At 71.0% G+C, this 22,112-nt stretch carries 25 protein-coding genes; 13 read left to right on the plus strand and 12 right to left on the minus strand.

The genetic code is table 11. The features are described 5' to 3' along the window. Nucleotides 1-293: 293 nt before the first annotated feature. The 3 genes from dapF to miaA all read right to left on the minus strand — a co-directional run bounded on the left by dapF (nt 294) and on the right by miaA (nt 2,757). Nucleotides 294-1,160: a diaminopimelate epimerase gene (gene dapF / locus ABZ848_RS30615; protein WP_360837104.1), complete on the minus strand. Its 867-nt coding sequence runs from the start codon at nt 1,158-1,160 to the stop codon at nt 294-296. Nucleotides 1,161-1,206: 46 nt separating this feature from the next. Continuing rightward, a complete protein-coding gene (locus ABZ848_RS30620) occupies nt 1,207-1,710 on the minus strand; it encodes a hypothetical protein (RefSeq protein WP_360837191.1) in 504 nt (167 codons plus the stop codon). Nucleotides 1,711-1,818: 108 nt separating this feature from the next. After that, nucleotides 1,819-2,757 (minus strand): tRNA (adenosine(37)-N6)-dimethylallyltransferase MiaA, encoded by a 939-nt coding sequence (gene miaA, locus ABZ848_RS30625; RefSeq protein WP_360837105.1) that lies wholly within the window; start codon nt 2,755-2,757, stop codon nt 1,819-1,821. Nucleotides 2,758-2,940: 183 nt separating this feature from the next. Between miaA and ABZ848_RS30630 the strand changes: the two genes are divergently transcribed. Next, nucleotides 2,941-3,225, plus strand: a complete 285-nt coding sequence (locus ABZ848_RS30630; RefSeq protein WP_360837106.1) for a hypothetical protein — start codon at nt 2,941-2,943, stop codon at nt 3,223-3,225. Between the two features lie 61 nt (nt 3,226-3,286). After that, the gene (locus ABZ848_RS30635) at nt 3,287-3,556 is read left to right on the plus strand and encodes an antitoxin (RefSeq protein WP_360837107.1); all 270 of its coding nucleotides are present in this window, start codon (nt 3,287-3,289) and stop codon (nt 3,554-3,556) included. A 171-nt stretch (nt 3,557-3,727) separates the two neighbouring features. On the opposite strand, the gene ABZ848_RS30640 is transcribed toward ABZ848_RS30635, so the two are convergent. From ABZ848_RS30640 to ABZ848_RS30665, 6 genes are all read right to left on the minus strand, one after another. Beyond that, nucleotides 3,728-4,441, minus strand: a complete 714-nt coding sequence (locus tag ABZ848_RS30640; protein WP_360837109.1) for a class III extradiol dioxygenase subunit B-like domain-containing protein — start codon at nt 4,439-4,441, stop codon at nt 3,728-3,730. A gap of 34 nt (nt 4,442-4,475) precedes the next feature. Next, nucleotides 4,476-4,745, minus strand: a complete 270-nt coding sequence (locus ABZ848_RS30645) for a hypothetical protein (RefSeq protein ID WP_360837110.1) — start codon at nt 4,743-4,745, stop codon at nt 4,476-4,478. 35 nt (nt 4,746-4,780) lie between these two features. Further along, nucleotides 4,781-6,310 (minus strand): tRNA (N6-isopentenyl adenosine(37)-C2)-methylthiotransferase MiaB, encoded by a 1,530-nt coding sequence (gene miaB / locus ABZ848_RS30650; protein ID WP_360837112.1) that lies wholly within the window; start codon nt 6,308-6,310, stop codon nt 4,781-4,783. Between the two features lie 101 nt (nt 6,311-6,411). After that, the gene (locus tag ABZ848_RS30655; RefSeq protein ID WP_360837114.1) at nt 6,412-7,044 is read right to left on the minus strand and encodes an SMI1/KNR4 family protein; all 633 of its coding nucleotides are present in this window, start codon (nt 7,042-7,044) and stop codon (nt 6,412-6,414) included. 81 nt (nt 7,045-7,125) lie between these two features. Then, nucleotides 7,126-7,770 carry a response regulator transcription factor gene (locus ABZ848_RS30660; protein ID WP_360837116.1) on the minus strand — a complete coding sequence of 215 codons (645 nt, stop codon included), beginning with the start codon at nt 7,768-7,770 and terminating at the stop codon, nt 7,126-7,128. Further along, nucleotides 7,767-8,717 carry a sensor histidine kinase gene (locus ABZ848_RS30665; RefSeq protein ID WP_360837117.1) on the minus strand — a complete coding sequence of 317 codons (951 nt, stop codon included), beginning with the start codon at nt 8,715-8,717 and terminating at the stop codon, nt 7,767-7,769. Before ABZ848_RS30665 ends, ABZ848_RS30660 begins: the two co-directional genes overlap by 4 nt. 208 nt (nt 8,718-8,925) lie before the next feature. Here ABZ848_RS30665 and ABZ848_RS30670 point away from each other — a divergent pair, with 208 nt between their 5' ends. The 3 genes from ABZ848_RS30670 to ABZ848_RS30680 all read left to right on the plus strand — a co-directional run bounded on the left by ABZ848_RS30670 (nt 8,926) and on the right by ABZ848_RS30680 (nt 12,158). Then, nucleotides 8,926-9,411: a TrkA C-terminal domain-containing protein gene (locus tag ABZ848_RS30670; RefSeq protein WP_360837118.1), complete on the plus strand. Its 486-nt coding sequence runs from the start codon at nt 8,926-8,928 to the stop codon at nt 9,409-9,411. Between the two features lie 4 nt (nt 9,412-9,415). Beyond that, nucleotides 9,416-10,630 carry a cation:proton antiporter gene (locus tag ABZ848_RS30675; RefSeq protein ID WP_360837120.1) on the plus strand — a complete coding sequence of 405 codons (1,215 nt, stop codon included), beginning with the start codon at nt 9,416-9,418 and terminating at the stop codon, nt 10,628-10,630. 175 nt (nt 10,631-10,805) lie between these two features. Beyond that, a complete protein-coding gene (locus ABZ848_RS30680) occupies nt 10,806-12,158 on the plus strand; it encodes a hypothetical protein (protein ID WP_360837122.1) in 1,353 nt (450 codons plus the stop codon). Between the two features lie 3 nt (nt 12,159-12,161). Here the strand turns inward: ABZ848_RS30680 and ABZ848_RS30685 are convergent, their stop codons facing one another. Beyond that, nucleotides 12,162-12,566, minus strand: coding sequence for a MazG nucleotide pyrophosphohydrolase domain-containing protein (locus ABZ848_RS30685; protein ID WP_360837123.1), 405 nt, complete (start codon nt 12,564-12,566; stop codon nt 12,162-12,164). Nucleotides 12,567-12,729: 163 nt separating this feature from the next. Here ABZ848_RS30685 and ABZ848_RS30690 point away from each other — a divergent pair, with 163 nt between their 5' ends. After that, complete coding sequence (locus ABZ848_RS30690) at nt 12,730-13,731, plus strand: TAXI family TRAP transporter solute-binding subunit (RefSeq protein ID WP_360837125.1); 1,002 nt, start codon at nt 12,730-12,732, stop codon at nt 13,729-13,731. Nucleotides 13,732-13,776: 45 nt separating this feature from the next. Here ABZ848_RS30690 and ABZ848_RS30695 read toward each other — a convergent pair whose 3' ends face one another. Next, nucleotides 13,777-15,177: a HAMP domain-containing sensor histidine kinase gene (locus ABZ848_RS30695; RefSeq protein WP_360837127.1), complete on the minus strand. Its 1,401-nt coding sequence runs from the start codon at nt 15,175-15,177 to the stop codon at nt 13,777-13,779. A gap of 9 nt (nt 15,178-15,186) precedes the next feature. Beyond that, nucleotides 15,187-15,873 carry a response regulator transcription factor gene (locus ABZ848_RS30700; protein WP_360837129.1) on the minus strand — a complete coding sequence of 229 codons (687 nt, stop codon included), beginning with the start codon at nt 15,871-15,873 and terminating at the stop codon, nt 15,187-15,189. 288 nt (nt 15,874-16,161) lie between these two features. Here ABZ848_RS30700 and ABZ848_RS30705 point away from each other — a divergent pair, with 288 nt between their 5' ends. From ABZ848_RS30705 to ABZ848_RS30735, 7 genes are all read left to right on the plus strand, one after another. Next, entirely contained in the window at nt 16,162-16,941 is a 780-nt protein-coding gene (locus ABZ848_RS30705; RefSeq protein WP_360837130.1) for an amino acid ABC transporter ATP-binding protein, read from the plus strand. Between the two features lie 62 nt (nt 16,942-17,003). Then, nucleotides 17,004-17,846 carry a glutamate ABC transporter substrate-binding protein gene (locus tag ABZ848_RS30710; protein ID WP_360837132.1) on the plus strand — a complete coding sequence of 281 codons (843 nt, stop codon included), beginning with the start codon at nt 17,004-17,006 and terminating at the stop codon, nt 17,844-17,846. A gap of 75 nt (nt 17,847-17,921) precedes the next feature. Next, complete coding sequence (locus ABZ848_RS30715) at nt 17,922-18,587, plus strand: amino acid ABC transporter permease (RefSeq protein ID WP_360837134.1); 666 nt, start codon at nt 17,922-17,924, stop codon at nt 18,585-18,587. After that, nucleotides 18,584-19,483 (plus strand): amino acid ABC transporter permease, encoded by a 900-nt coding sequence (locus tag ABZ848_RS30720; RefSeq protein ID WP_360837136.1) that lies wholly within the window; start codon nt 18,584-18,586, stop codon nt 19,481-19,483. The genes ABZ848_RS30715 and ABZ848_RS30720 overlap by 4 nt, the downstream gene beginning before the upstream one ends. A 177-nt stretch (nt 19,484-19,660) precedes the next feature. Further along, a complete protein-coding gene (locus ABZ848_RS30725) occupies nt 19,661-21,259 on the plus strand; it encodes an FAD-dependent monooxygenase (protein WP_360837137.1) in 1,599 nt (532 codons plus the stop codon). 144 nt (nt 21,260-21,403) lie between these two features. After that, nucleotides 21,404-21,475, plus strand: coding sequence for a putative leader peptide (locus ABZ848_RS30730; RefSeq protein WP_309544753.1), 72 nt, complete (start codon nt 21,404-21,406; stop codon nt 21,473-21,475). A gap of 79 nt (nt 21,476-21,554) precedes the next feature. After that, a complete protein-coding gene (locus tag ABZ848_RS30735; protein ID WP_360837139.1) occupies nt 21,555-22,103 on the plus strand; it encodes a cysteine dioxygenase in 549 nt (182 codons plus the stop codon). Nucleotides 22,104-22,112: the final 9 nt, after the last annotated feature.

Below are 22,112 nucleotides of genomic sequence, written 5' to 3' on the forward strand. Positions count from 1 at the left end.
ACCTCCGGCTGCTGGACCGGCGGACGGGGTGCCCCAGGGCGGACACGGCTCAGGGGGCGGCAACGGTCCCCCGTCCGGGCCGGTGCTTGATGCTACCGAGCCCATCACGTGCGTCCGACCGCCTCTCGCCGAGCGTGAAACGGATCACCCATTCGAGCGAAGGTTTGGAGGTTTACGGTTTCGCGCCACGTGACATGACAGTGGCCGTGGTTTCTAACCCGGGCCCTAGACCCCGGTAGTTGACACCTGCACCATCAAGCACACACGCCTCCGATCCCAAGCCGCGGCGCGGCTCAGCGGGCGACGCTTTCCAGCCACTCGGCGTCGATCTCGCCCTCGGCGACGATCACCGCGGGGCCGGTCATCTCGATCTCGCCGTCGGGGTGTTCGGTGATCAGCAGGGTGCCGCCCGGCAGATCGACGGTGTACGTCACCGGCGCTCCGGTGACCGCCGGGTCGGTGCCGTCGCGGCGGGCGGTGGCCACGGCGACCGCGCACGCGCCCGTGCCGCACGAGCGGGTCTCGCCGGCGCCGCGCTCGTGCACGCGCAGGGCGACGTGCCGGGGGCCCCGGTCGACCACGAACTCGACGTTCACGCCGTCGGGGTAGGCGGAGGCGGGGCTGAAGGGCGGGGGCGCGTACAGGTCGCCCGCGTGCGCCAGGTCGTCCACGAAGGCGACGGCGTGCGGGTTGCCCATGTTCACGTTCAGCGCGGGCCAACTGCGCTCGCCGACGCTCACCGTGACGTCGCCCTCGGGCAGCCGTGCCTTGCCCATGCCGACGGTGACGTCGCCCTCCTTGGCGATGTGCACGGTCTTCACGCCCCCGCGCGTGGCCACGGCGAGGTCGCCCTCGGTGACGTGGCCGGCGCGCTGGAGATAGCGGGCGAACACGCGCACGCCGTTGCCGCACATCTCCGCGATCGAGCCGTCGCCGTTGCGGTAGTCCATGAACCACTCCGCCTCGGACGCTATGTGCGCGGCCTCCGGGTGGGCGGCCGACTTCACGACGTGGAGCAGGCCGTCGCCGCCGATGCCTGCCCGGCGGTCGCACAGGGTGGCGACGGTGGCGGGGGACAGGTCGATGGCGTTCTCGGGGTCCGGGACGATGACGAAGTCGTTCTCGGTGCCGTGGCCCTTGAGGAAGGCGATGCGGGTCATTCCTCGATGGTAGGTGACCCCACACCCCTGAGAAGCAGGAGCGATCTCAGCGCAGCCTGGCCACGCGCCACACCGCCAGCACGACCACCGCGGCGACTACGACGACGTATGCCAGGACGACCCGCCAGTCCGGTCTGCAGCCCGAGCCCCTCTGGGGCAGGCCAGGCCACGTGTAACCCACGCGGCGCGCGGCCATCATTCCCCAGCCCGCCGCGCAGGAGCAGATCAGGAGGCCCAGCATGGCGATGACCGCGCCGCTGTCGCCGAAGTCGAAGGCGAGCGGGAAGGCGAACATCAGGGAGCCGACCGCGGCCAGGGCGACGATGGGCGCGAGCTGCCAGATGCGCAGTCGGCGCTGCGGACGCAGCTCGACCTCGACCTCGGGGCCGCTGGCGAACATCTCCTCGGGCTCGGGACCGTCCTCGGTCACCCCGCCCTGCGTGTCGTCGGGCCCGTCGGGGCTCAGACGATCTTCGTCCTGCTCCGATTCACCGCTCTCGGCAGTGAGGGGCTCGGTGCCTTGTGCGGTGTCGCGAGGGCCGGCCTCCATCGCCACGCGCCCTCCCAACTAGGACTTCACTTGGTCGATCGAAGCACGATGATGGCACGGCGCCGGAGGGCCGGATGACGGCCTGAGCGTCCCGATGCCATGACGTGATCAGGCTGTAACCGGTCGTTCCACCAACGCCAGCGCGAGGTGCGGAAGTTCTGTGAGATCCGCCGCAGCCCCACTGAGCCAGTGCACCCGGGGATCGCGCCTGAACCACGAATCCTGGCGGCGCGCGAAGCGCTTGGTGGCGCGTACGGTCTCGGCGCGCGCCTCTTCGAGCGTGCACTCCCCGGAGAGCGCCGCGAGCACCTGCTGATAGCCCAGCGCACGCGAGGCGGTGACCCCCTCGCGCAGGCCCCGCGCCTCCAGCGCGCGCACCTCGTCCACGAGCCCCGCGTCCCACATCCGGTCGACCCGGCGCGCGATGCGCTCGTCCAGCTCGGGGCGGGCCACGTCGACGCCGATCTGGACGGTGTCGTAGACCGAGTCGTGGCCGGGGAGGTTGGCGGTGAACGGCTTGCCGGTGATCTCGATCACTTCGAGGGCCCGGACGATACGGCGGCCATTGCTGGGCAGGATCGCGGCCGCGGCCTCGGGGTCCGCGGCGGCCAGACGGGCGTGCAGCGCGCCGGAGCCGCGCAGTGTGAGCTCCTCCTCCAGGCGGGCCCTGACCTCGGGGTCCGTACCGGGGAACTCGAGGTTGTCGACGGCCCCGCGGACGTACAGTCCGGAGCCGCCGACGAGGATCGGCCAGCGCCCCTCGGCGAGCAACGCGTCGATCCGCTCGCGGGCGAGCCTCTGGTACTCGGCGACGGATGCCGTGACCGTGACGTCCCAGATGTCCAGCAGGTGGTGCGGGACGCCGCCGCGCTCCTCGGGCGTCAACTTGGCGGTGCCGATGTCCATCCCTCGGTAGAGCTGCATGGAGTCGGCGTTGACGACCTCGCCGCCCAGCCGCTGGGCGAGGAAGACGCCCAGATCGGACTTTCCGGCCGCGGTCGGTCCGACGACGGCGATGACTCGGGGGGCGGGGGGTGCGCTGCTCACCGCACCAGTCTCGCAAACCCCGGAGCCTCTCCTCGAACGAGTTACGTGACGGGGCGTGAGTGGGGTCGTTGCCCGTTGCGAGGTTCGCGCCGCCGGTTTTCGGGAGGCGGCGACCCGGTCGACGCAAATGGGCGCACCGGACGACGCGGGATTTCGCCCGCACGAGTAACGTATGGAGTGGATATGGGCGTTTTCGCACGACTTCTCCGGAGGTCGAAGGCTACGGAGGAGGCGTCAACCGCCGAGGACCGGGCCGGCACATCGACGGCCGAGCCCGTGGCGGAGGAGGCGGCAGAGGCGAAGGGGTCGGCCGAGGCCGAGGGCGGCACCGCCGAGCAGCGGACCGAGGCCGAGCCGGCGGCGGACGAGGCCGCCGGCACCGTGTCCGGCGATGGCGTCGAGATCCCCAAGCAGCAGTCCGCCGAGGAGGCGGCCGACAGCGAGGCCGGCGAGGGCGCCCGCACATGACCGCGCCGCGCGCGGGTACCCCCGGGAGCTGATCGGGCCCGGGCTACAGGGAAGGTGGACCATGGGTCTCCTGGACAACTTGAAGGCCAAGCTCTCCCCGGCCAAGGACAAGGTCTCCGGCCTCGCGCAGCAGCACGGGGACAGGATCACGCACGGTCTGGACAAGGCCGCGAAGGTCGTGGACGAGAAGACCAAGGGCAAGTACAGCGACAAGATCCAGACCGGGACCGGCAAGGCCAAGGGAGCCATGGACCGACTCGCGCACAAGGGCGGCACGGAGCCGGGCGGCGGCACGGTACCGCCGGACACTCCGACGCCACCCGCTTCCTGAACGGCAACGGCACGGCACATCGACGGACGGCCGAGGAGCTCCGCCTCCCGGCCGTCCGCCGTCTGCGCGCCCGCGCCGACGGTTCTTTCGGTGGTACGAGGGGGTCGCGCGCGTTGGATCTACGAGCGGGCGTCGGCGAGCGCACGTCGGCCCCGCACGCGGGCGTGGGCGCTACGACCAGGTGGCGACCACGTACCCCACCCCGTACGGCGCGTCCTCGTACAGCAGCGCGCCGGCCAGGTCCGCGTCCTCGGCCGCGCCCGCGAGGACCTGCCAGGGGGCCCGGCCCGAGGCCTTCAGCTCGTACGCCAGCTCGGTGTCCAGCGCCTTGAGGGCCGGCACGTCCGCCGTCCCCAGCGCACGCGCGACCTCCGCGTCGAAGGGTGCCGCGCGCTCGTCGAGGTAGCCGGGGGCCTTGAGCGTGCGGCAGGCGCTGGCGTCGCCCATCGCCAGCAGCGCCACCCGCTCGGCCCGGGCGGCGATTTCCCTTCCGACTTCAATACACCGCTCGGCGGCGAGAGGTTCCCCCACGCCGAGTCCCTCGATCGGGGCGTCGGACCAGCCGGTGCGTTCCAGCAGCCACGCGGCGACGGTGAGGGAGGGCGGAAGCTCGCGCCCGGGCGCCGTGCCCTCCCCCGTGCCCAGGCGTACGTCCAGGTCCACGCCGAAGCCCCGGAAGGAGCCCCGGGTGCCCTGCGGATGCGTGCCGCGGCCGCTCTGCTCGGCGGGGCCGAGGACGACGAGCAGGTCGGGGCGGGCGGCGGCGAGCACGCCGAGCGCGTCCGTGCAGGCGGCACGCGCGACGTCCAGCTCGGGGGCGGCGCCTGCGGCGACGGCGGGCACGAGCAGGGGCGGGCAGGGGCAGACCGCGGCGGCGACAAGCATGATCGGCAGGGTAACGCCCTCCGCCGAGGGGGCGTCAGTCCTCGATCAGCACGTCGGTCAGGTCGATCACCGTGAGGACGAGCACCACGAGCTTGCCGTCGCTGATCACGTACTCGACGAAGAGGTTGCGGGAGAGGGCGATCTCCCTGGTCGCCTCGTCGCCGCGGACGGCATGGGAAAGCTTGTGCCGCGGGTCCGTCACCAGTATGGCCAGGCCACGCTCCAGCACGTCACGCCGGTCGGCGGGCAGGCTGTCGCGCACGTGGGCGGCTTCTTCTGTGAACGCGACTCGGTACGGCAACATGTGATGCTCCTTTCCGCCCGTATTGTGGCAGGCCGTCAGTCGCAGCCGCAGCCACTCCCCATCGCCGCCGGCAGCGGTTCCGGTACCCCGATCTTCGGGAGGCCCAGCATGACGCCCGCCGGCTTCGCCGCCTCCGCCGCGTTGCGCTTCTCCCAGGCGTCGCCGGCGGCGGTGCGGCGTACGGAGAGGGTGGGGCCCTCCGCGAGGAGGTGGTGCGGGGCCGCGTAGGTGATCTCGACCGTGACGACGTCGCCGGGGCGGACCTCCTCGTCGGGCTTGGTGAAGTGGACCAGGCGGTTGTCGGGAGCGCGGCCGGAGAGGCGGTGGGTGGCACCGTCCTTGCGGCCCTCGCCCTCGGCGACCATCAGCTCCAGGACGCGGCCGACCTGCCTCTTGTTCTCCTCCCAGGAGATCTCCTCCTGAAGGGCGACGAGACGCTCGTAACGCGCCTGGACGACCTCCTTGGGGATCTGGTTCTCCATGGTGGCGGCCGGGGTGCCGGGGCGCTTGGAGTACTGGAAGGTGAAGGCCTGCGTGAAGCGGGCCTCGCGGACCACGTGCATGGTCTGCTCGAAGTCCTCCTCGGTCTCGCCGGGGAAGCCCACGATGATGTCGGTGGTGATCGCGGCGTGCGGGATGGCCGCGCGGACCTTCTCGATGATCCCGAGGTAGCGCTCCTGCCGGTACGAGCGGCGCATCGCCTTCAGGACCGTGTCCGATCCGGACTGCAGGGGCATGTGCAGCTGCGGCATCACGTTCGGCGTCTCCGCCATCGCCGCGATCACGTCGTCCGTGAAGTCGCGCGGGTGCGGGGAGGTGAAGCGGACGCGCTCCAGGCCCTCGATCTTGCCGCAGGCCCGCAGCAGCTTGCTGAAGGCCTCACGGTCGCCGATGTCGGAGCCGTACGCGTTGACGTTCTGTCCGAGCAGGGTGATCTCGGAGACGCCCTCGGCGACCAGGGCCTCGATCTCGGCCAGGATGTCGCCGGTGCGGCGGTCCTTCTCCTTGCCGCGCAGGGCCGGGACGATGCAGAACGTGCAGGTGTTGTTGCAGCCGACGGAGATCGAAACCCAGGCCGCGTAGGCGCTCTCGCGCCGCGTCGGCAGAGTGGAGGGGAACGCCTCCAGGGACTCGGCGATCTCGACCTGCGCCTCTTCCTGCACGCGCGCGCGTTCCAGCAGCACCGGGAGCTTGCCGATGTTGTGCGTGCCGAAGACGACGTCCACCCAGGGCGCCTTCTTGACGATGGTGTCGCGGTCCTTCTGCGCGAGGCAGCCGCCGACCGCGATCTGCATGCCCGGCCGCGAGGCCTTGCGGGGCGCGAGGCGGCCGAGGTTGCCGTACAGCCGGTTGTCGGCGTTCTCCCGCACCGCGCAGGTGTTGAAGACCACGACGTCGGCGTCGCCGTCGGAGCCCTCGGGGGCACGCACGTAGCCCGCGTCCTCCAGCAGCCCGGACAATCGCTCGGAGTCGTGGACGTTCATCTGGCACCCGTAAGTGCGCACTTCGTAGGTCTTGGGTGACTGAACGTCCACTGCCGGGCTCCGGTCGCTGCTGCTGGTCATGCGTCAAGGGTAGGTGTTCCCGGAGGCACCCCGCCCGGGGCTTCCGCCGGCGGCTCAGCGCAGGACCATCCGGGTACCTGCCGTGTCCGCGTCAGTGGACGTCAGAAGGCAGGCTCGGGTGGCTGTGTCGACGTGCGACACCGGTCCGGGCGGCGTCGCGGCATCGCCCGATTCCGAGGGCAGGAGCAGGGCCACGGCGCCGGCCACGGCCAAGAGCGCTGTGGCACCCGCGCCGAGAATGACCCACCGCCGTTCACGGGAGGCACCGTCACATCCTCACCCCTGAGGTAAGCCAGAAACCACTCGCCGAATGTCATCTCGTGGAGCACCGAGGCCGGGCTGTCGAGTACCTGGACCAGGACGCGCCAAGGCGAGGAGAGACTGTCGGGAACTCGAAGGAAAATCCATTCCCCGGTCGTGGCCGACGCCACCGGCATCGGCTCACCGGGATTCGCCCCTGCCGGACTCGGCAGATACTCCACCATGTCTTCCTCGCGGAAAAGCTCGAGATCGCCCCTGATGGATTCCCGAGGATTGTGCCGAAGATGGCCTGCCGGGTGCTCCAGATACAGTTGGTTGTTGATCTGGACCGAACCATAGGCGTCTACGATCTCACGGAAGTCCGCCGGGAATTCGATGCCGAACTCCCGCTCCATTTCGCTCCATGGCGCCGGATCCGTCCAGTTGAATCCGGGTTCGCCCAGCAAGGCTCGGATCTCTGCGAGCGTCGCCATCACTTGACCCCTTCTAGCCAGCGCGTCGGGCCGATGCCGGTCTTGGAATTGACCACCGTGCAGGAATATGCGACAAGGGCCTCAGGGTTCGATCAGGCCGGCGCGGATCGCGTAGCGTGTGAGCTCCAGGCGGTCGCGCATGCCGAGCTTGTGGAGGAGGTTGGCGCGGTGGCGTTCGACCGTCTTCGCGCTGATGAAGAGCAGCTCGGCGATCTCCTTGGAGGTGTGGCCCTCGGCGACGAGCTTGAGGATCTCCTCCTCGCGCTCGGTGACCGCCCGGGCCGGCAGGTCGTCGCCCCTGCGCAGCCGTTCCAGATAGGAGCGCACCAGGGCGCGCTCGGCGCCCGGATACACGAAGGGCTCGTCGCGCATCGCCGCCCGACAGGCCTCCACCAGGTCGCGGTCGGCGACCGACTTGAGGACATAACCGCTGGCCCCGGCCTTGAGGGCCTCGAAGAAGTACTGCTCGTTGTCGTACATGGTCAGCACCAGCGTGCGCAGCCCGGGCAGCCGACGGGAGAGTTCCCGGGCGGCCTGGAGGCCGGTCCGGCGGGGCATGGCGATGTCCAGGACGGCGAGATCGACTGCACGCGCGCGTGCCAGCTCGACCGCCTCCGCGCCGTCCCCGGCCTCGGCGACGACCGTGAGGTCCGGTTCGCCGTCCAGGATGAGACGGACCCCGCGGCGTACGAGCGCGTGGTCGTCGGCGAGGAGGATGCGGATCACCGCCGTACCCCCGCGGCGAGCGGTATGCGCAGGCGTACGTCCGTGCCGTCCTCGGGGCCCGGCCGCAGGGTGAGCTGGGCGCCGACCAGCAGGGCCCGTTCGCGCATCCCCCGTATCCCGGCCCCCTCGGGAGCCGTACCGAGGCCTTTTCCGTTGTCCCGTACGAGGAGTTCGACGCCGTCGGCGACCTTGGCGAGGCTGATCTCCGCGCGGTCGGCGCCCGCGTGCCGGGCCGTGTTGGTGAGGCCCTCCTGGGCGACGCGGTAGACCACGAGTTCCGCCTCCTCGGTCAGCGGGGGCAGGTCGCCCGGCACATGGTGCCGTACCGTCAGCCCGCGCGTGGTGAACTCGGCCGCCAGCGAACGCACCGCACTGGCCAGACCGAGCTCCTCCAGCACGCCGGGGCGCAGCCGGCGGGCGATGCGGCGGATCTCGTCGAGACCCGCGCGGGTGGCCTCCTGGGCCTGGGTGACCTCCTCGTGCAGCTCGTCGGGGGCACGGTCGGCGACGCGCTTGAGCTGGAGGAGGACCGCGGTCAGGGTCTGGCCGACCTCGTCGTGCAACTCCCGCGCGATGCGCCGCCGTTCACGCTCCTGCGCGGACAGCGCCCGGGCCGCTCCGGCAGTGCGTTCGCTTTCCAATCGGTCGAGCATCGTGTTGTACGTCGTGATCAGCTCTGCCGCTTCCGCGGGGCCGGCGACGACCGCGCGGGCACCCGGGCGCAGCAGGTCGGCCGTGGTCATGGCGCTGCCGAGGCGGCGCAGCGGAGCGAGTCCGACGCGCAGCACGACCGCGTTGCCGGCCAGGAGCGCGGCGAGGCCCGCGACGACGACCAGGGCCTCGGCGGGCAGCACGGGCGTGGACACGGTGACCGGGCCGAGCAGCAGGGCGGCGGCCAGCACCAGACCGAAGGCGTTGAGGGAGAAGATCCGCCAGAACAGCGACACGGTTCTCCCTCCCTTCCCCTTCCCGGCCTGCGCTTTCGGCACCGCTTCGGCCACCCTCTCCGTCCGCTCCCGGCCGCGTATATCCGTGCTGTCACCCATGTCGCCACCGTACGGGCGGATGGCAGCATGCGTTGCGGCCGAGGGTGATCACCGCCCGCTCACGGGACAAAGCTCACTGGACAAAGCTCACAGGACAAAGGGGAGAAACGTGTCTGCGCCACGTCTGAGGGCGACGCCGCTGCCGGGCATCGGAGTCCAGTACGACCTGGCGACCCGGGACGGGCGCCAGCTGTCCGTGGTGGCGCACCGGGACGGTGCCCGCACGGTGAACGTGTACCGGGCCGACGACCCCGACTCCTGCGCCCAGTCGCTGCGGCTGACCGGCTCCGAGGCGGGCGCGCTGATCGACGCCCTGAAGCCGTCCCACCACAGCGCGAGCCTGCTCTACGCCTCCGACCTGGGGCTGGTCGCCGAGCGGATCGAGGTGGCCGCGGCCTCGCGCTTCAACGGCCGGGTGCTCGGCGAGACCCGGATGCGCACCGAGACCGGCGCCTCCGTGGTGGCGGTGCTGCGCCGGGCGGAGGCGATCCCGTCCCCGGCGCCCGACTTCCGGCTGGCGGGCGGCGACATCCTGATCGTCGTCGGCACGCGCGAGGGCGTCGACGCCGCCGCGGCGATACTCGGGCGGGAGTGAACCGGTGCACTCCGCGGTCCTGTTGATCGAGTTCGGCTCCATCCTCCTCGGCCTCGGCCTGCTCGGCCGGTTCGCCGGGCGCTTCCGGCTCTCCCCGATCCCGCTCTACCTGCTCGCCGGGCTGGCCTTCGGCGAAGGCGGGCTGCTGCCGCTCGGGGCGAGCGAGGAGTTCGTCTCCATCGGCGCCGAGATCGGCGCGATCCTGCTGCTGTTGATGCTCGGCCTGGAGTACACGGCCGGCGACCTGGTCACCAACCTCAAGGCGCACTACCCCTCCGGCCTGGTCGACTGCGCACTGAACGCCCTGCCGGGTGCCGCGGCGGCGCTGCTGCTGGGCTGGGGGCCGGTGGCGGCCGTGGTGTTGGCGGGCGTCACCTGGATCTCGTCGTCCGGCGTCATCGCGAAGGTCCTCGGCGACCTGGGCCGGGTCGGCAACCGGGAGACGCCGGTGATCCTCAGCGTGCTGGTCCTGGAGGACCTGGCGATGGCGGTGTACCTGCCGATCGTGACCGCGCTGGTGGCCGGGGCCGGGCTGCTGGCGGGGAGCGTGACGCTGGCGGTGGCGCTGGGGGCGGCCGGGCTGGTCCTGTTCGTGGCCGTGCGCTACGGGCGCGTCATCTCGCGGTTCGTCTCCAACGACGACCCGGAGAAGCTGCTGCTCGTCGTGCTGGGCCTGACGATCCTGGTCGCGGGTGTGGCGCAGCAGCTCCAGGTGTCGGCGGCGGTCGGGGCGTTCCTGGTCGGCATCGCGCTGTCCGGGGAGGTCGCGGAGGGCGCGCACACTCTGCTGAGCCCGCTGCGCGACCTGTTCGCCGCGGTGTTCTTCGTCTTCTTCGGGCTGCACACCGACCCGGCGAGCATCCCGCCGGTGCTGCTGCCCGCGCTCGCGCTGGCGGTGGTCACGGCCGCCACGAAGATCGCCACGGGGTACTGGGCGGCGCGCCGGGCCGGCATCTCCGTGAAGGGCCGCTGGCGCGCGGGCGGGGCGCTGGTGGCGCGCGGCGAGTTCTCGATCGTCATCGCGGGGCTGGCGGTGAGCGCCGGTATCGAACCGTCGCTCGGGCCGCTGGCCACGGCGTACGTCCTCATCCTGGTCGTCCTCGGCCCGCTCACGGCGCGCTACACGGAGCCGCTGGCCCGCTGGGTCGCGGAGCGGCGGGAGCCGCGTGCGAGCGCGTCACCGGAGGCGGCGAAGGCGGGGGCGCCGGTCCGGGACTGACACCTGAGAGTGGCTCAGCTCACATCGCAATGTGGGCGGAGTGTGAAGTTCCGATGGGTGACTGCTGGCATGCTCATGCGCAGTTACCCGCTGGTAGAACTCGCGGGTACTTTCCTGTCACCCCCCACCCTCAGGACTGACCTTGCGCAGACGCAAGCGGCTTTCGCATGCCCTCATGCCTGCTCTGGCCACCGCCGCCCTCCTCCTCGCCGCGGGCTGCTCCTCCCCGCCGCAGCAGGCCACCGACCACACCACCGCCCGACCGAGCGCGAAGGCCCACGACACCGGCACGAGCGCCGCCGCGGACCACTCGCTGGCCGTCGCGGCCGCCCCCGCCGGAGCAGCCACGGCCGCCGCCCACCCCGGCGGCGGTGCCGGCACCCGGGCGGCCCACAAGACGACGCTCAGCGTCCGCTCGTACGACAGCAAGACCCGACGCGCCGTCATCTCCCCCAAGGAGGGCGCGAGTTCCTCGCCCTCCCCCACCGCCGGCGCCACCCCGCACCGCGCCGCCGTCGGTGACGTCATCGCCAGTGCCCCCGCGCCCGGCGCCCCGCACGGGCTGCTGGCCAAGGTCACCAAGGTGCTGGGCGAGACCGGCGAGGGCACGGAGGTGCAGACCGAGCCCGCCACCCTCGACTCCGTGCTCGGCGACAGCACGGCGAAGGGCGCCGTGCCGGTCGACCCCGCCGCCTTCGACGTCGACAAGCTGCTGCCGGACGTGAGCGTCTCCTGGTCGAAGACCGGCGACGTCCATGTGGACCCGGAGGGGGCCACCGTGCCGCTCGGCAGTCTGCGGCTGGACGTCAAGGCCGAGGTGCCCACGGCGGCGGGCGCGCCCGTGTCGGCCAAGGCCTCCGTCTCCGGTTATGTGCAGGTCGCCCCGCAGGTCGACTTCAAGTACGGCGGTGAGGGCGCCGGAGCCTCGCCCGCCTCCGCCTACCTGGGCGTATCGGGTGACTGGACCTCGGGCTGGTCCCTGAAGGGCCGCGCGGCCGCCTCCACCGGCACCCCGGTCCGCATCCCCTTCGCCAAGCTGCACGCCGATCCCGTGCTCCAGGTCGGCCCGGTGCCCGTCGTCGTCAACCTCGACCTCACCTGCTACTTCCAGATCAGCGGCGACGGCAGCGTCACGGTCGACGTCTCGCAGGACGTCAAGGGCGCCTTCAAGGCGGGCGGCACCTTCGGCCCGGCCCAGGGCTGGACGCCGGTGAGCTCGTCGGACCTGACGAGCACCCCGGTCCGCACGTCCCTGACGACCGCCGGGAACGTCAAGGCGGCCCTGGGCGCGGAGGCCTCCGTCGGTCTGTACGGCGCGGTGGGCGTCGTCGCCGACCTCGCCCCGTACATCCGCGGCGAGGCCTCGGCCGGCTTCCCCGCAGCCACCGCGACCTGGGCGGTCTACGGCGGCGTGGACCTCACCGGCACCCTCCGCATCCAGCTGTCGGTCTTCGGCACTCCGGTGTTCCAACGGGACGTCCCGCTGGGCGCGTTGCACCGCGAGTGGAAGCTGGCCGGCACGCCGTAGGGCTCATGCGCCGCCGGGGATCCAGCCCTGGCGGCGCAGCACCGCCGACACGTCCGGCGCCTCGTAGTGCTCCCCCTTGAGCACCTTGCCGTCCTCACGGCGGGCGACGCTGCCGTCGGGGCCCAGCTTGGTCATGTTGGAGCGGTGGATCTCCGCGATGACCGCGTCGAGGTCTATGCCGTGGACCAGGGCCGTGCCGTACGCCACGTAGACCACGTCGGCCAGTTCGTGCGCGAGCCGGTCGAGGGGGCCGGTGACGGAGACCTCGGCCACCTCCGCGGCCTCCTCGGCGAGCAGCTCACCACGGTGTGCGGCCAGCCGGGGCGAGACCTCGGTCGGGGTGGTGCGGGCGTCGAGCCCGAAGGCGAGGTGGAACTGGCGGACCAGATCGGCGGGCGATGAGCTCATACGGCGACTGTATCGATCACCACTGACAGTCCCGTCCGTCGCCTGACATCTCCGAGCCCATCGCCCATGACGGTCCCGGACGCCCGTCCTCGACCGTCGAGTGCCGTGGCCCTGTGACCCCTGCCCTGGTCAGCACCGCGCCCCGGCTGGCAGGATCGCCCGCATGTCCAGTGTGCTCGCCCGGATCGGCAGGCGCCGGGCCCTGCAGGGCGCGGCCGCCGGCCTCGTCGTTCTCGGGCTGCTCGTGTGGTGGCTGCTGCCGCTGGGCGAGGCTCCGCCGAGCGGGACGATCCGGTTCAGCACGGGGACCAAGGCGGGGGTGTACCAGGACTACGGCGAGCGGCTGCGCAAGGCGTTCCGCAAAGACATGCCCGACCTGACGGTCAAGCTGCTGACCAGCGACGGTTCGCAGGAGAACGTCAAGCGCCTGGCGACCGACGGGACCGACTTCACGATCGCCGCCGCGGACGCGGTGGAGACGTACGAACTCGCCGCGAACCACCCGGGAGCCGACCGGCTGCGCGGTGTCGCGCGGCTCTACGACGACTATCTGCAGCTGATCGTCCCGCGCGACTCGGACATCAAGTCGGTCGCTGACCTGCGGGGCAAGCGGGTGGCGATAGGGCCGGTCCGCTCCGGTGTGCGGCTGATGGCCGAGCGGGTGCTCAAGGCGGCCGGCATCGACGCGCAGAAGGACATCACGCCGAAAGCCGATGGCATCGACGTAGGTCCCGGGCATCTGAAGGAGGGCAAGATCGACGCCTTCTTCTGGTCGGGCGGGCTGCCGACGGAGGGCATCCAGGACCTCGCGGACTCCTTCACCTTCCGGTTCGTGCCGATCGGCGCCGACCTCGTCGCCAAGCTGCACGCCCAGGGCGGGGCGACCCGCTACTACCGGGCGACCAACATGCCGGAGTCGGCCTACCCCAGCATCCAGAACGGTGTCGCCGTGCCGACCATCGCGGTGGCCAACCTGCTGATGACCCGCACGGACATCGATCCCCGGCTCACCGAGTGGGTGACCCGCGCCGTGATCAAGAGCCGCGACGAGATCGGCGCCCACGTGCACTCCGCCCAGCTCGTCGACCTGCGCACGGCGATCTACACGGACCCGCTGGCCCTGCACGAGGGCGCGCGGCGCTACTACCGCTCCGTCAAGCCGTAGGAGACGGTCAAGCCGTCAGGAGCCCTCAACCCGCGAGGGACGCTTCTACGACGTCGGCGACCTCGGCACCGACACCGTCACCGTCAGCCCGTGCGGCTCGTGATGGCCGTACGAGATGAAGCCGCCGCCCGCGGCGAGCAGGGTGCGGGTGATGGACAGGCCGAGGCCGGAGCCCTTGATGTTCTGGTGTCGGCCGCTGCGCCAGAAGCGGTCGCCGACGCGGGCGAGTTCCTCGTCGGTGAGGCCCGGACCGTTGTCGCTGACCACGACCGTCGAGTTGGCGCCGTCGGCCGCGACCGTGACCCGCACGCACTCGTCCTCGGGCGTGAACTTGACCGCGTTGTCGATCACCGCGTCCAGGGCGCTGGAGAGGGTGACCGGGTCGGCCCAGGCGGTGGTCGGCGGGCAGTCCCCGAGCAGCCGTACGCCCTTGGCCTCGGCGGTCGGTGTCCAGGCGGCGACGCGCTCGGCGGTCAGCGCGCCGATGTCGGTGATCCTGAGGTCGGCCTCGGTGTGCTCGGCCAGGGCCAGGTCGAGCAGGTCGTCCAGGACCTCGGCGAGGCGCTTGCCCTCGGTGCGGACCGATGCGATCTCCTCATTGTCCTCCGGCAGTTCGAGCGCGAGCAGTTCGATGCGCAGCAGCAGCGCCGACAGGGGGTTGCGCAGCTGGTGCGAGGCGTCGGCGACGAAGGCGCGCTGCTGCTCCAGCACGTCCTCGACGTTGTCCGCCATCTCGTTGAACGCGCGGGCCAGGCGTCTGAGTTCCGGCGGCCCGCCGGCGGCCGCGACCCGGGACTTCAGCCGGCCGCTGGCGATCGCGTGCGTGGTCGCGTCCAGGACCCGTACGGGCCTGAGCACCCAGCCGGTGAGCCGGAGCGCGGCGCCGACGGCGAGCAGCATCGCGGCGATCTCGCCGAGGCCGATGATCAGCCAGCCGTGCAGGATCCGTGAACGCATGGGCCCGGTGGGCGAGTCGGTGACGACGACCGCGACGACGTCACCGTCCCGGATCACCGGCGAGGCGACGACGAGGCGGTTGCGCTGCCAGGGCCACACCTGCTTGGGGTCGTGGCTGCGGCGGCTGAGCCTCGCCTCGTTGAACGCCGCGCGCACCTCGCCCGACTCCGGCAGGAAGAAGGTCGCCGGCGCCTTGGCCATGGGGATGTCGGTACGGCAGAACACCCCGGCGCGGATGCCGTAGACGCCGTAGTAGCTGGTGAGTTCGGTGCTCAGGGTCTCCAGACGTTCGTCGGTGGACGTGGCCGTCGAGCTGCAGGCGTCGGTGACGAACTGGGCGAGGGCCGCGAAGCGTGCCGTGTCGTCGATCCGGTCGACGACGACCTTCTGCTGCTGCGCCGCCGCCACGCTCACGGCGAGCGGGATGCCGAGGGCGAGCAGCACGGCCGCCATCAGGACGATCAGCAGCGGGAGGAGTCGGGTACGCACCCGTGCACGCTACGAGGCGGGGGCGACGAGCCGGTAGCCGACGCCTCGTACGGTCTCGATCAGGGCCGGCATGCGCAGCTTGGCGCGCAGGGACGCGACATGCACCTCCAGGGTGCGCCCGGTCCCCTCCCAGCTGGTGCGCCACACCTCGCTGATGATCTGCTCCCGGCGGAAGACGACCCCGGGCCGCTGCGCGAGCAGGGCGAGCAGATCGAACTCCTTGCGGGTCAGTTGGATAACCGAACCGTCCACGGTGACCTGCCGGGTGGGCAGTTCGATGAGCACGGGGCCGAGCCGCAGCGCGCTCTCCTCGCCGTGCGCGGCGTCCTCGTGGGCGGTGCGCCGGCTGACGGCGTGGATCCGGGCGAGCAGCTCCCCCGTGTCGTACGGCTTCACCACGTAGTCGTCGGCGCCGAGGTTGAGGCCATGGATGCGGGAGCGGACGTCGGAGCGCGCGGTGACCATGATCACCGGGGTGCTGGTGCGCTTGCGGATCTTGCCGCAGACCTCGTAGCCGTCCTGGTCGGGCAGGCCCAGGTCGAGCAGCACGACACCGAAGCCGTCACCCTCGGGGACGAGCGCCTGGAGGGCCTCCTCGCCACTGCGCGCGTGCGTGACGTCGAAGCCATGACGTGCCAGAACAGCCGAAAGAGCGGCGGCGACGTGGTTGTCGTCCTCGACGAGCAGCAGTCTCATCCGGGCCCCCTTCGGTTCATCGGCCGTACGATCGGCATCGGTAAAAAAGGCGTCCACGCGCGCGTGTGCATCATGGCAGTCACGCTGATGGACGACGACGCAGTCAAGTGGGTTCCGGCCCCGCGTCGCTTCCGTTACCCGGCCGATACGCGGCCCGCTCGCAAGTGCTACGACACGTGTCCGATCGCTATCGGATCGTGATGCTCAGATCTCGCTCAGATGTAATGACGCTGGTCGCGGGCGCTCACTACTGTCCTCCGAAACCGAGGAGGACGGAGCCCGATAGCGATGACCGAAGTATCGGTGGCCAAGGAAGACGCAGTACCCGAGGCCGGAGAACTGGTCGTCCTGAAGAGTGTCAACAAGCACTTCGGCGCGTTGCACGTACTCCAGGACATCGACCTGACGATCGCCCGCGGCGAGGTCGTCGTGGTCATCGGGCCCTCCGGGTCCGGCAAGTCCACCCTGTGCCGCACCATCAACCGCCTGGAGACCGTCGACACCGGCACGATCGCGATCGACGGCAGGCCCCTGCCCCAGGAGGGCAAGGCGCTTGCGCGGCTGCGGGCGGACGTCGGGATGGTCTTCCAGTCCTTCAACCTCTTCGCGCACAAGACCGTGCTCGAGAACGTGATGCTGGGGCAGATCAAGGTCCGCAAGGCCGACAAGAAGCAGGCCGAGGAGAAGGCCCGCGCCCTGCTCGACCGGGTCGGCGTGGCCACGCAGGCCGACAAGTACCCCGCACAGCTGTCCGGAGGCCAGCAGCAGCGCGTCGCCATCGCGCGTGCCCTGGCCATGGACCCCAAGGTCATGCTCTTCGACGAACCGACGTCGGCCCTCGACCCCGAGATGATCAACGAGGTCCTGGAGGTCATGCAGCAGCTCGCCCGGGACGGCATGACCATGATCGTCGTCACTCATGAGATGGGCTTCGCACGATCGGCCGCGAACCGCGTGGTGTTCATGGCGGACGGCCGGATCGTCGAGGAGGCCGCGCCGGACCAGTTCTTCAGCAACCCGCGCAGCGACCGTGCCAAGGACTTCCTGTCGAAGATCCTCCACCACTGACGGCCCGCCCAGCCCCCACCACCGACGGCCCTCGTCTCTTCACCAGCCAAAGGATGTCCAACATGAAGCTCCGCAAGGTCACCGCCGCCTCGGCCGCCGTGCTCGCCCTCGCCGTGGCCGCCACGGCGTGCGGGTCCAGCGACAACGACAAGGACAGCGGTTCCTCCTCCGGCGGCAGCAAGAAGATCACCGTCGGCATCAAGTTCGACCAGCCCGGCATCGGCCAGAAGACGCCGAGCGGCTACTCCGGCTTCGACGTCGACGTCGCCACGTACGTCGCCAAGAAGCTCGGCTACAGCGCGGACCAGATCGAGTGGAAGGAGTCGAAGAGCGCCGACCGCGAGACCATGCTGCAGCGCGGTGACGTCGACTTCATCGCTGCCTCCTACTCGATCACCCCGGAGCGTCAGCAGAAGGTCGACTTCGCCGGCCCGTACCTGCTGGCCCACCAGGACGTGCTGATCCGCTCGGACGACAACTCCATCAAGTCTCCGTCGGACCTCAACAGCAAGAAGCTGTGCTCGGTGACCGGTTCGACCTCGGCGCAGAACGTCAAGGACAAGCTGGCGCCCAAGGCCCAGCTGCAGCAGTACCCGACGTACTCGGCGTGTCTGACCGGTGTGCAGAACGGCGCCATCGACGCGCTGACCACGGACGACTCGATCCTCGCCGGCTACGCCTCGCAGTCCCAGTACAAGGGCAAGTTCAAGCTCGGCGGCTTCAAGATGACCAACGAGAACTACGGCATCGGCGTCAAGAAGGGCAGCGACCTCAAGGCGAAGATCAACACCGCTCTCGAGGCGATGGTCTCCGACGGTTCCTGGCAGAAGGCCGTGGACAAGAACTTCGGTCCGGCCGGCTACAAGAACGAGCCCGCGCCGAAGATCGGCGACATCAAGAGCTGAGGCAACGCCTGACCGGTGCGCCGCCTCCCGGGTGGCGCACCGGGGGCATCCCTACACGCGGAAGCGCGGGAGATCGTGTTCGACTTTCTTGAAGGTTACGACGTACTGGGAGCCTTCTGGACGACGGTGCAGCTGACGCTGCTCGCCGCCGTCGGCTCCTTGGTCTGGGGCACTCTGCTGGCCGCGATGCGGGTCGGCCCGGTGCCACTGATGCGCGGTTTCGGAACGGTCTACGTGAACATCGTGCGGAACATTCCGCTGACCGTGATCATCCTGTTCACGTCACTGGGCCTCAACAACACCCTGGGCATCAGCCTCGGCTCGTCGGTCATCGACACGATCAACTTCCGGCTCGCCGTGCTCGGCCTGGTCGCCTACACCTCGGCGTTCGTCTGCGAGGCGCTGCGGTCCGGCATCAACACCGTGCCGGTAGGGCAGGCGGAGGCGGCGCGCGCGATCGGCCTCAGCTTCTCCCAGGTGCTGCGCCTGGTGGTCCTGCCGCAGGCGTTCCGTTCGTCGATCGGCCCGCTGACGAACGTCCTGATCGCCCTCACCAAGAACACCACGGTGGCCGCCGCGATCGGTGTCGCCGAGGCGGCGACCCTGATGAAGACGATGGTCGAGAACGAAGCCCAACTCATCCCCATCTCCGCGGTCTTCGCCCTGGGCTTCGTGATCCTGACGCTGCCGACCGGCCTGATCCTCGGCTGGGTGGGCAAGAAGGTGGCGGTGAAGCGATGAGTTCCCTTCTCTACGACGCCCAGGGCCCCCGCGCCAAGCGGCGCAATGTCCTCTTCACGGCCGTCTTCGTGGTCGCCCTCGCCGCGGTGGTCTGGTGGGTGTACACCAGCCTCGACGACAAGGGCCAGCTGGAGTGGACCCTCTGGAAGCCGTTCTTCGCCGGCACCGAGGCCTGGTCCACGTACCTCTGGCCGGGCCTGCAGAACACTCTAAAGGCGGCGGCGCTGGCCATGGTCATCGCGCTGCCGCTCGGCGCGGTCCTCGGCATCGCACGGCTCTCCGACCACCGCTGGGTCCGTGTCCCGGCCTCGGTCGTGGTCGAGTTCTTCCGGGCCATACCCGTGCTGGTCCTGATGATCTTCGGCGTCGCCCTGTACGCGAAGTACACGAACATCAGCTCGGACGACCGCCCGCTGTACGCCGTCGTCACCGGCCTCGTGCTCTACAACGCGGCCGTGCTCGCGGAGATCGTCCGGGCCGGCATCCTGGCCCTGCCCAAGGGACAGGCCGAGGCCGCGGTGGCGATCGGCCTGCGCAAGAACCAGGTCATGCGCCTGATCCTGCTGCCGCAGTCGGTCACCGCGATGCTCCCGGCCATCGTCAGCCAGCTCGTCGTCATCGTGAAGGACACGGCCCTCGGCGGCGCGGTCCTCACCTACCCCGAGCTGCTCTCGTCGGCGAACACGATGATCGGCTACTACGGCAACACCATCGCGAGCTTCACGGTGGTCGCCGTGATCTTCATCGCCGTCAACTTCTCGCTCACCAGCTTCGCGAGCTGGCTGGAGGGCAGGCTGCGCCGCGGCAAGAAGTCGACGGGCGCGGTGCTGGGCGCCGACGCGGCCGCCGAACTGGCCGCTCCGGGCGACCACGAGGACCTGCAGAAGACGAGCTGACGGCAGATCAGAAAAGACGACCGGCACCCGGAGGCAGTGGCATGATCGCCACTGCCTCCGTCACTTGACGCAAGCACCGGCAATGGGTTGCATACGTTCTGTGATCGTGCACCCTGCTCCAACTTCCTGTTCACATACGTCCGTCAGGACACCGTCGCGGGCAGGGGGCGCCGCGCCGTGGACCCGGTGATCATCGTCGGAGCGGGGCCCGTGGGGCTCACGCTCGCCCTGTCGCTGGCGCGTCAGGAGGTCCCCTCCGTCGTGCTCGACGAGGGCCCCGGCAAGGACGAACCGCGCCCCGCGCGCACGGTCGTGCTGCGCGAGGACACCGCCGATCTGATGGCCCGGCTGACGGGTCTGGACATGGAGCAGGCCGGTACGCGCTGGGCCGGATGGCGGTCGCTGCGGCGCAAGCAGGTGATGCGCGAGGTCGACTTCGCGGACGCCACCGACCCCGCCCCGCTGCACATCGCCCAGCATGTCCTGACCGGCGCCCTGCGCGAGGCGCTGGCCGGCGAGCGGCTCGCCAAGGTCGTCGTCGACAGCCGCCTCGACACCATCGAGCAGGAGCCCTCCGGCGTCACCGCCCACACCCGCGGCCCCAAGGGCACGTGGTGGCGCGGCAGTTACCTGGCCGGCTGCGACGGTCCGCGCTCCACGGTCCGCAAACTGCAGGACATTCGCTTCCCCGGCCGTACCGCGGTCGAGCGACACGCCGTGGCGGCGCTGCGCGCGGAACTTCCGTGGGACGGTCAGGCGTTGCTCCATCGGATGCCGCCGTGGCGGACGTCCGGACCTTCGGCCGGGGAGGTCACCGGACGCCCGCTCCCGGACGGGGTGTGGCGCCTCGACTGGCTGCTGCCGCCGGGCAAGGACCTGGTCACACCCGAGCTGCTCCTTGCCCGCATCCGGGAGACCCTGTCCGGCTGGACCGGGGGCTCCACACCGTCGTACGAACTCCTCGACACCGGAGTCCACACGGTCCACCACCGTCTCGCCCGCCGGTGGCGGTCCGGCCGGGTCTTCCTCGCCGGGGACGCGGCGCACCTGCTCGGCGCGCTCGGTACGCAGGGGCTGGACGAGGGGCTGCGGGACGCCGACAACCTCGCCTGGAAGCTGGCGCTGGCCTGGCACCACGGGCCGCACGAGGCGCTGCTCGACAGCTACCAGGCGGAGCGGCGCGGCGCGGTCTCCGCCCGGCTGCGCGCCGCCGACCAGGTGCTGCCGCTGCTGCGCGGCGGCGGAGGGCTGCGCGCGTACGTCCCCGGGGCGTCCCGGGGCCACGACGCGCTGCTCACGGACGGTCATTTGGGGCGCGGGGCGCTCGGTGCGCCGGCGGCGTACGCCGCCTCGCCGCTCGCGCCCCGGCACCTCGAGGGCGAGGTGCCGGTCGACACCGCGCCGGGCGCGCCGATCGCCGACGTACGGGTGACAGCGGAGGACGGCTCCTTCGTACGACTGCGCGACCGCCTGGGCCGAGGCGCGCTGCTCGTCGTCCTGGTCGCCCCGGGCACGGGCGTGTGGGACCGCAAGCACTGGGTGACGGCGGGCGTCATGCCCCGTCTGGCGGCCGCGGTGGCGGCACTGCCGCACCCCGCGGAACTCCTGGTCGCCGAGAGCTACCCGGGCGCGGCGGCCCACACGGTCCTCCTGGCCCGCCCCGACGGCCACCTGGTGGCGGCGCTGGGGGGTGTGCGGCCGGCGGATCTGTACTCGGCGGCGGAGGCGGCGTTGGGCGGGGCGGCGAGGGCGGAGAGCGGGGCGGGGGCGCGGTGACGGAGTGTGCTGTTTTTGAACGACGCGTCGAGGTCGTCGTACCAACGGCCGCCGTACGCACCGTCACTGTGTGGTCCACATAGTGACGGTGAGTTGACCGGTTCCGACCTCCATGGTGTACTCCGGATCGTGACCGACACCTGTGTGCGCCTGTGGCGGAGGGTCCATATGGACCTCGTCCGCTATGCGGGCTGCGTGTGTCGTCCGTCCTGCTGAATTCGCATCCCCCTTTCAAGCGCGCCGCCCTTCCACGCTGCCGCGCGCGCCCCGCGAACGCTCATCAGGACGGTGCCACGTGTCTGTCTCCCCCTCTGCCTCTGCTCCTGCCCCCACGCCCAAGACGGTTGCCGCGCCGCCGACGCAGGCCGAACTCCTCGACTTCGTACGACGTTCCGCCGCCGACGCCGAACTCATCGCCTCGCTCCCGCTGGACCCGGAGGGCCGCACCTGGGTCCGCCTGGAAGGCCCCGGCGGCAGCGAGGCCTGGCTGATCGGCTGGCCGCCCGGCACGGGCACCGGGTGGCACGACCACGCCGAGTCGGTCGGCGCGTTCATCACGGCCGCCGGTGAGCTGAAGGAGAACTCGCTCGCCGCCCGGCTGCCCGCCGACGGCTGGAAGACCCTCGAACTCACGGACGGCGTGGACCGCGAACGCCGGCTGCCGACCGGCAAGGGCCGCGCCTTCGGCCGCCACCACGTCCACGAGGTCCTGAACGAGTCGACCGACGAACACGCGATCTCGGTCCACGCGTACTACCCGCCCCTGCCGCAGATCCGCCGCTACAGCCGGGTGGGACAGATCCTGCGGCTGGAGCAGGTGGAGCGGCCGGAGGACTGGCAGTGAGCGACGGAA

Origin of the sequence: Streptomyces sp. NPDC047081, from assembly GCF_040643775.1 — a bacterium.
In the GTDB taxonomy this organism is placed as follows: domain Bacteria; phylum Actinomycetota; class Actinomycetes; order Streptomycetales; family Streptomycetaceae; genus Streptomyces.

Coding starts and splice junctions, on each gene's coding strand:
- dapF (WP_360837104.1), bottom strand. CDS start 1,160: ATGACCCGCATCGCCTTCCTCAAGGGCCACGGCACCGAGAACGACTTC.
- ABZ848_RS30620 (WP_360837191.1), bottom strand. CDS start 1,710: ATGGAGGCCGGCCCTCGCGACACCGCACAAGGCACCGAGCCCCTCACT.
- ABZ848_RS30630 (WP_360837106.1), top strand. CDS start 2,941: ATGGGCGTTTTCGCACGACTTCTCCGGAGGTCGAAGGCTACGGAGGAG.
- ABZ848_RS30635 (WP_360837107.1), top strand. CDS start 3,287: ATGGGTCTCCTGGACAACTTGAAGGCCAAGCTCTCCCCGGCCAAGGAC.
- ABZ848_RS30640 (WP_360837109.1), bottom strand. CDS start 4,441: ATGCTTGTCGCCGCCGCGGTCTGCCCCTGCCCGCCCCTGCTCGTGCCC.
- ABZ848_RS30645 (WP_360837110.1), bottom strand. CDS start 4,745: ATGTTGCCGTACCGAGTCGCGTTCACAGAAGAAGCCGCCCACGTGCGC.
- miaB (WP_360837112.1), bottom strand. CDS start 6,310: ATGACCAGCAGCAGCGACCGGAGCCCGGCAGTGGACGTTCAGTCACCC.
- ABZ848_RS30655 (WP_360837114.1), bottom strand. CDS start 7,044: ATGGCGACGCTCGCAGAGATCCGAGCCTTGCTGGGCGAACCCGGATTC.
- ABZ848_RS30680 (WP_360837122.1), top strand. CDS start 10,806: ATGCCTGCTCTGGCCACCGCCGCCCTCCTCCTCGCCGCGGGCTGCTCC.
- ABZ848_RS30685 (WP_360837123.1), bottom strand. CDS start 12,566: ATGAGCTCATCGCCCGCCGATCTGGTCCGCCAGTTCCACCTCGCCTTC.
- ABZ848_RS30690 (WP_360837125.1), top strand. CDS start 12,730: ATGTCCAGTGTGCTCGCCCGGATCGGCAGGCGCCGGGCCCTGCAGGGC.
- ABZ848_RS30700 (WP_360837129.1), bottom strand. CDS start 15,873: ATGAGACTGCTGCTCGTCGAGGACGACAACCACGTCGCCGCCGCTCTT.
- ABZ848_RS30705 (WP_360837130.1), top strand. CDS start 16,162: ATGACCGAAGTATCGGTGGCCAAGGAAGACGCAGTACCCGAGGCCGGA.
- ABZ848_RS30710 (WP_360837132.1), top strand. CDS start 17,004: ATGAAGCTCCGCAAGGTCACCGCCGCCTCGGCCGCCGTGCTCGCCCTC.
- ABZ848_RS30720 (WP_360837136.1), top strand. CDS start 18,584: ATGAGTTCCCTTCTCTACGACGCCCAGGGCCCCCGCGCCAAGCGGCGC.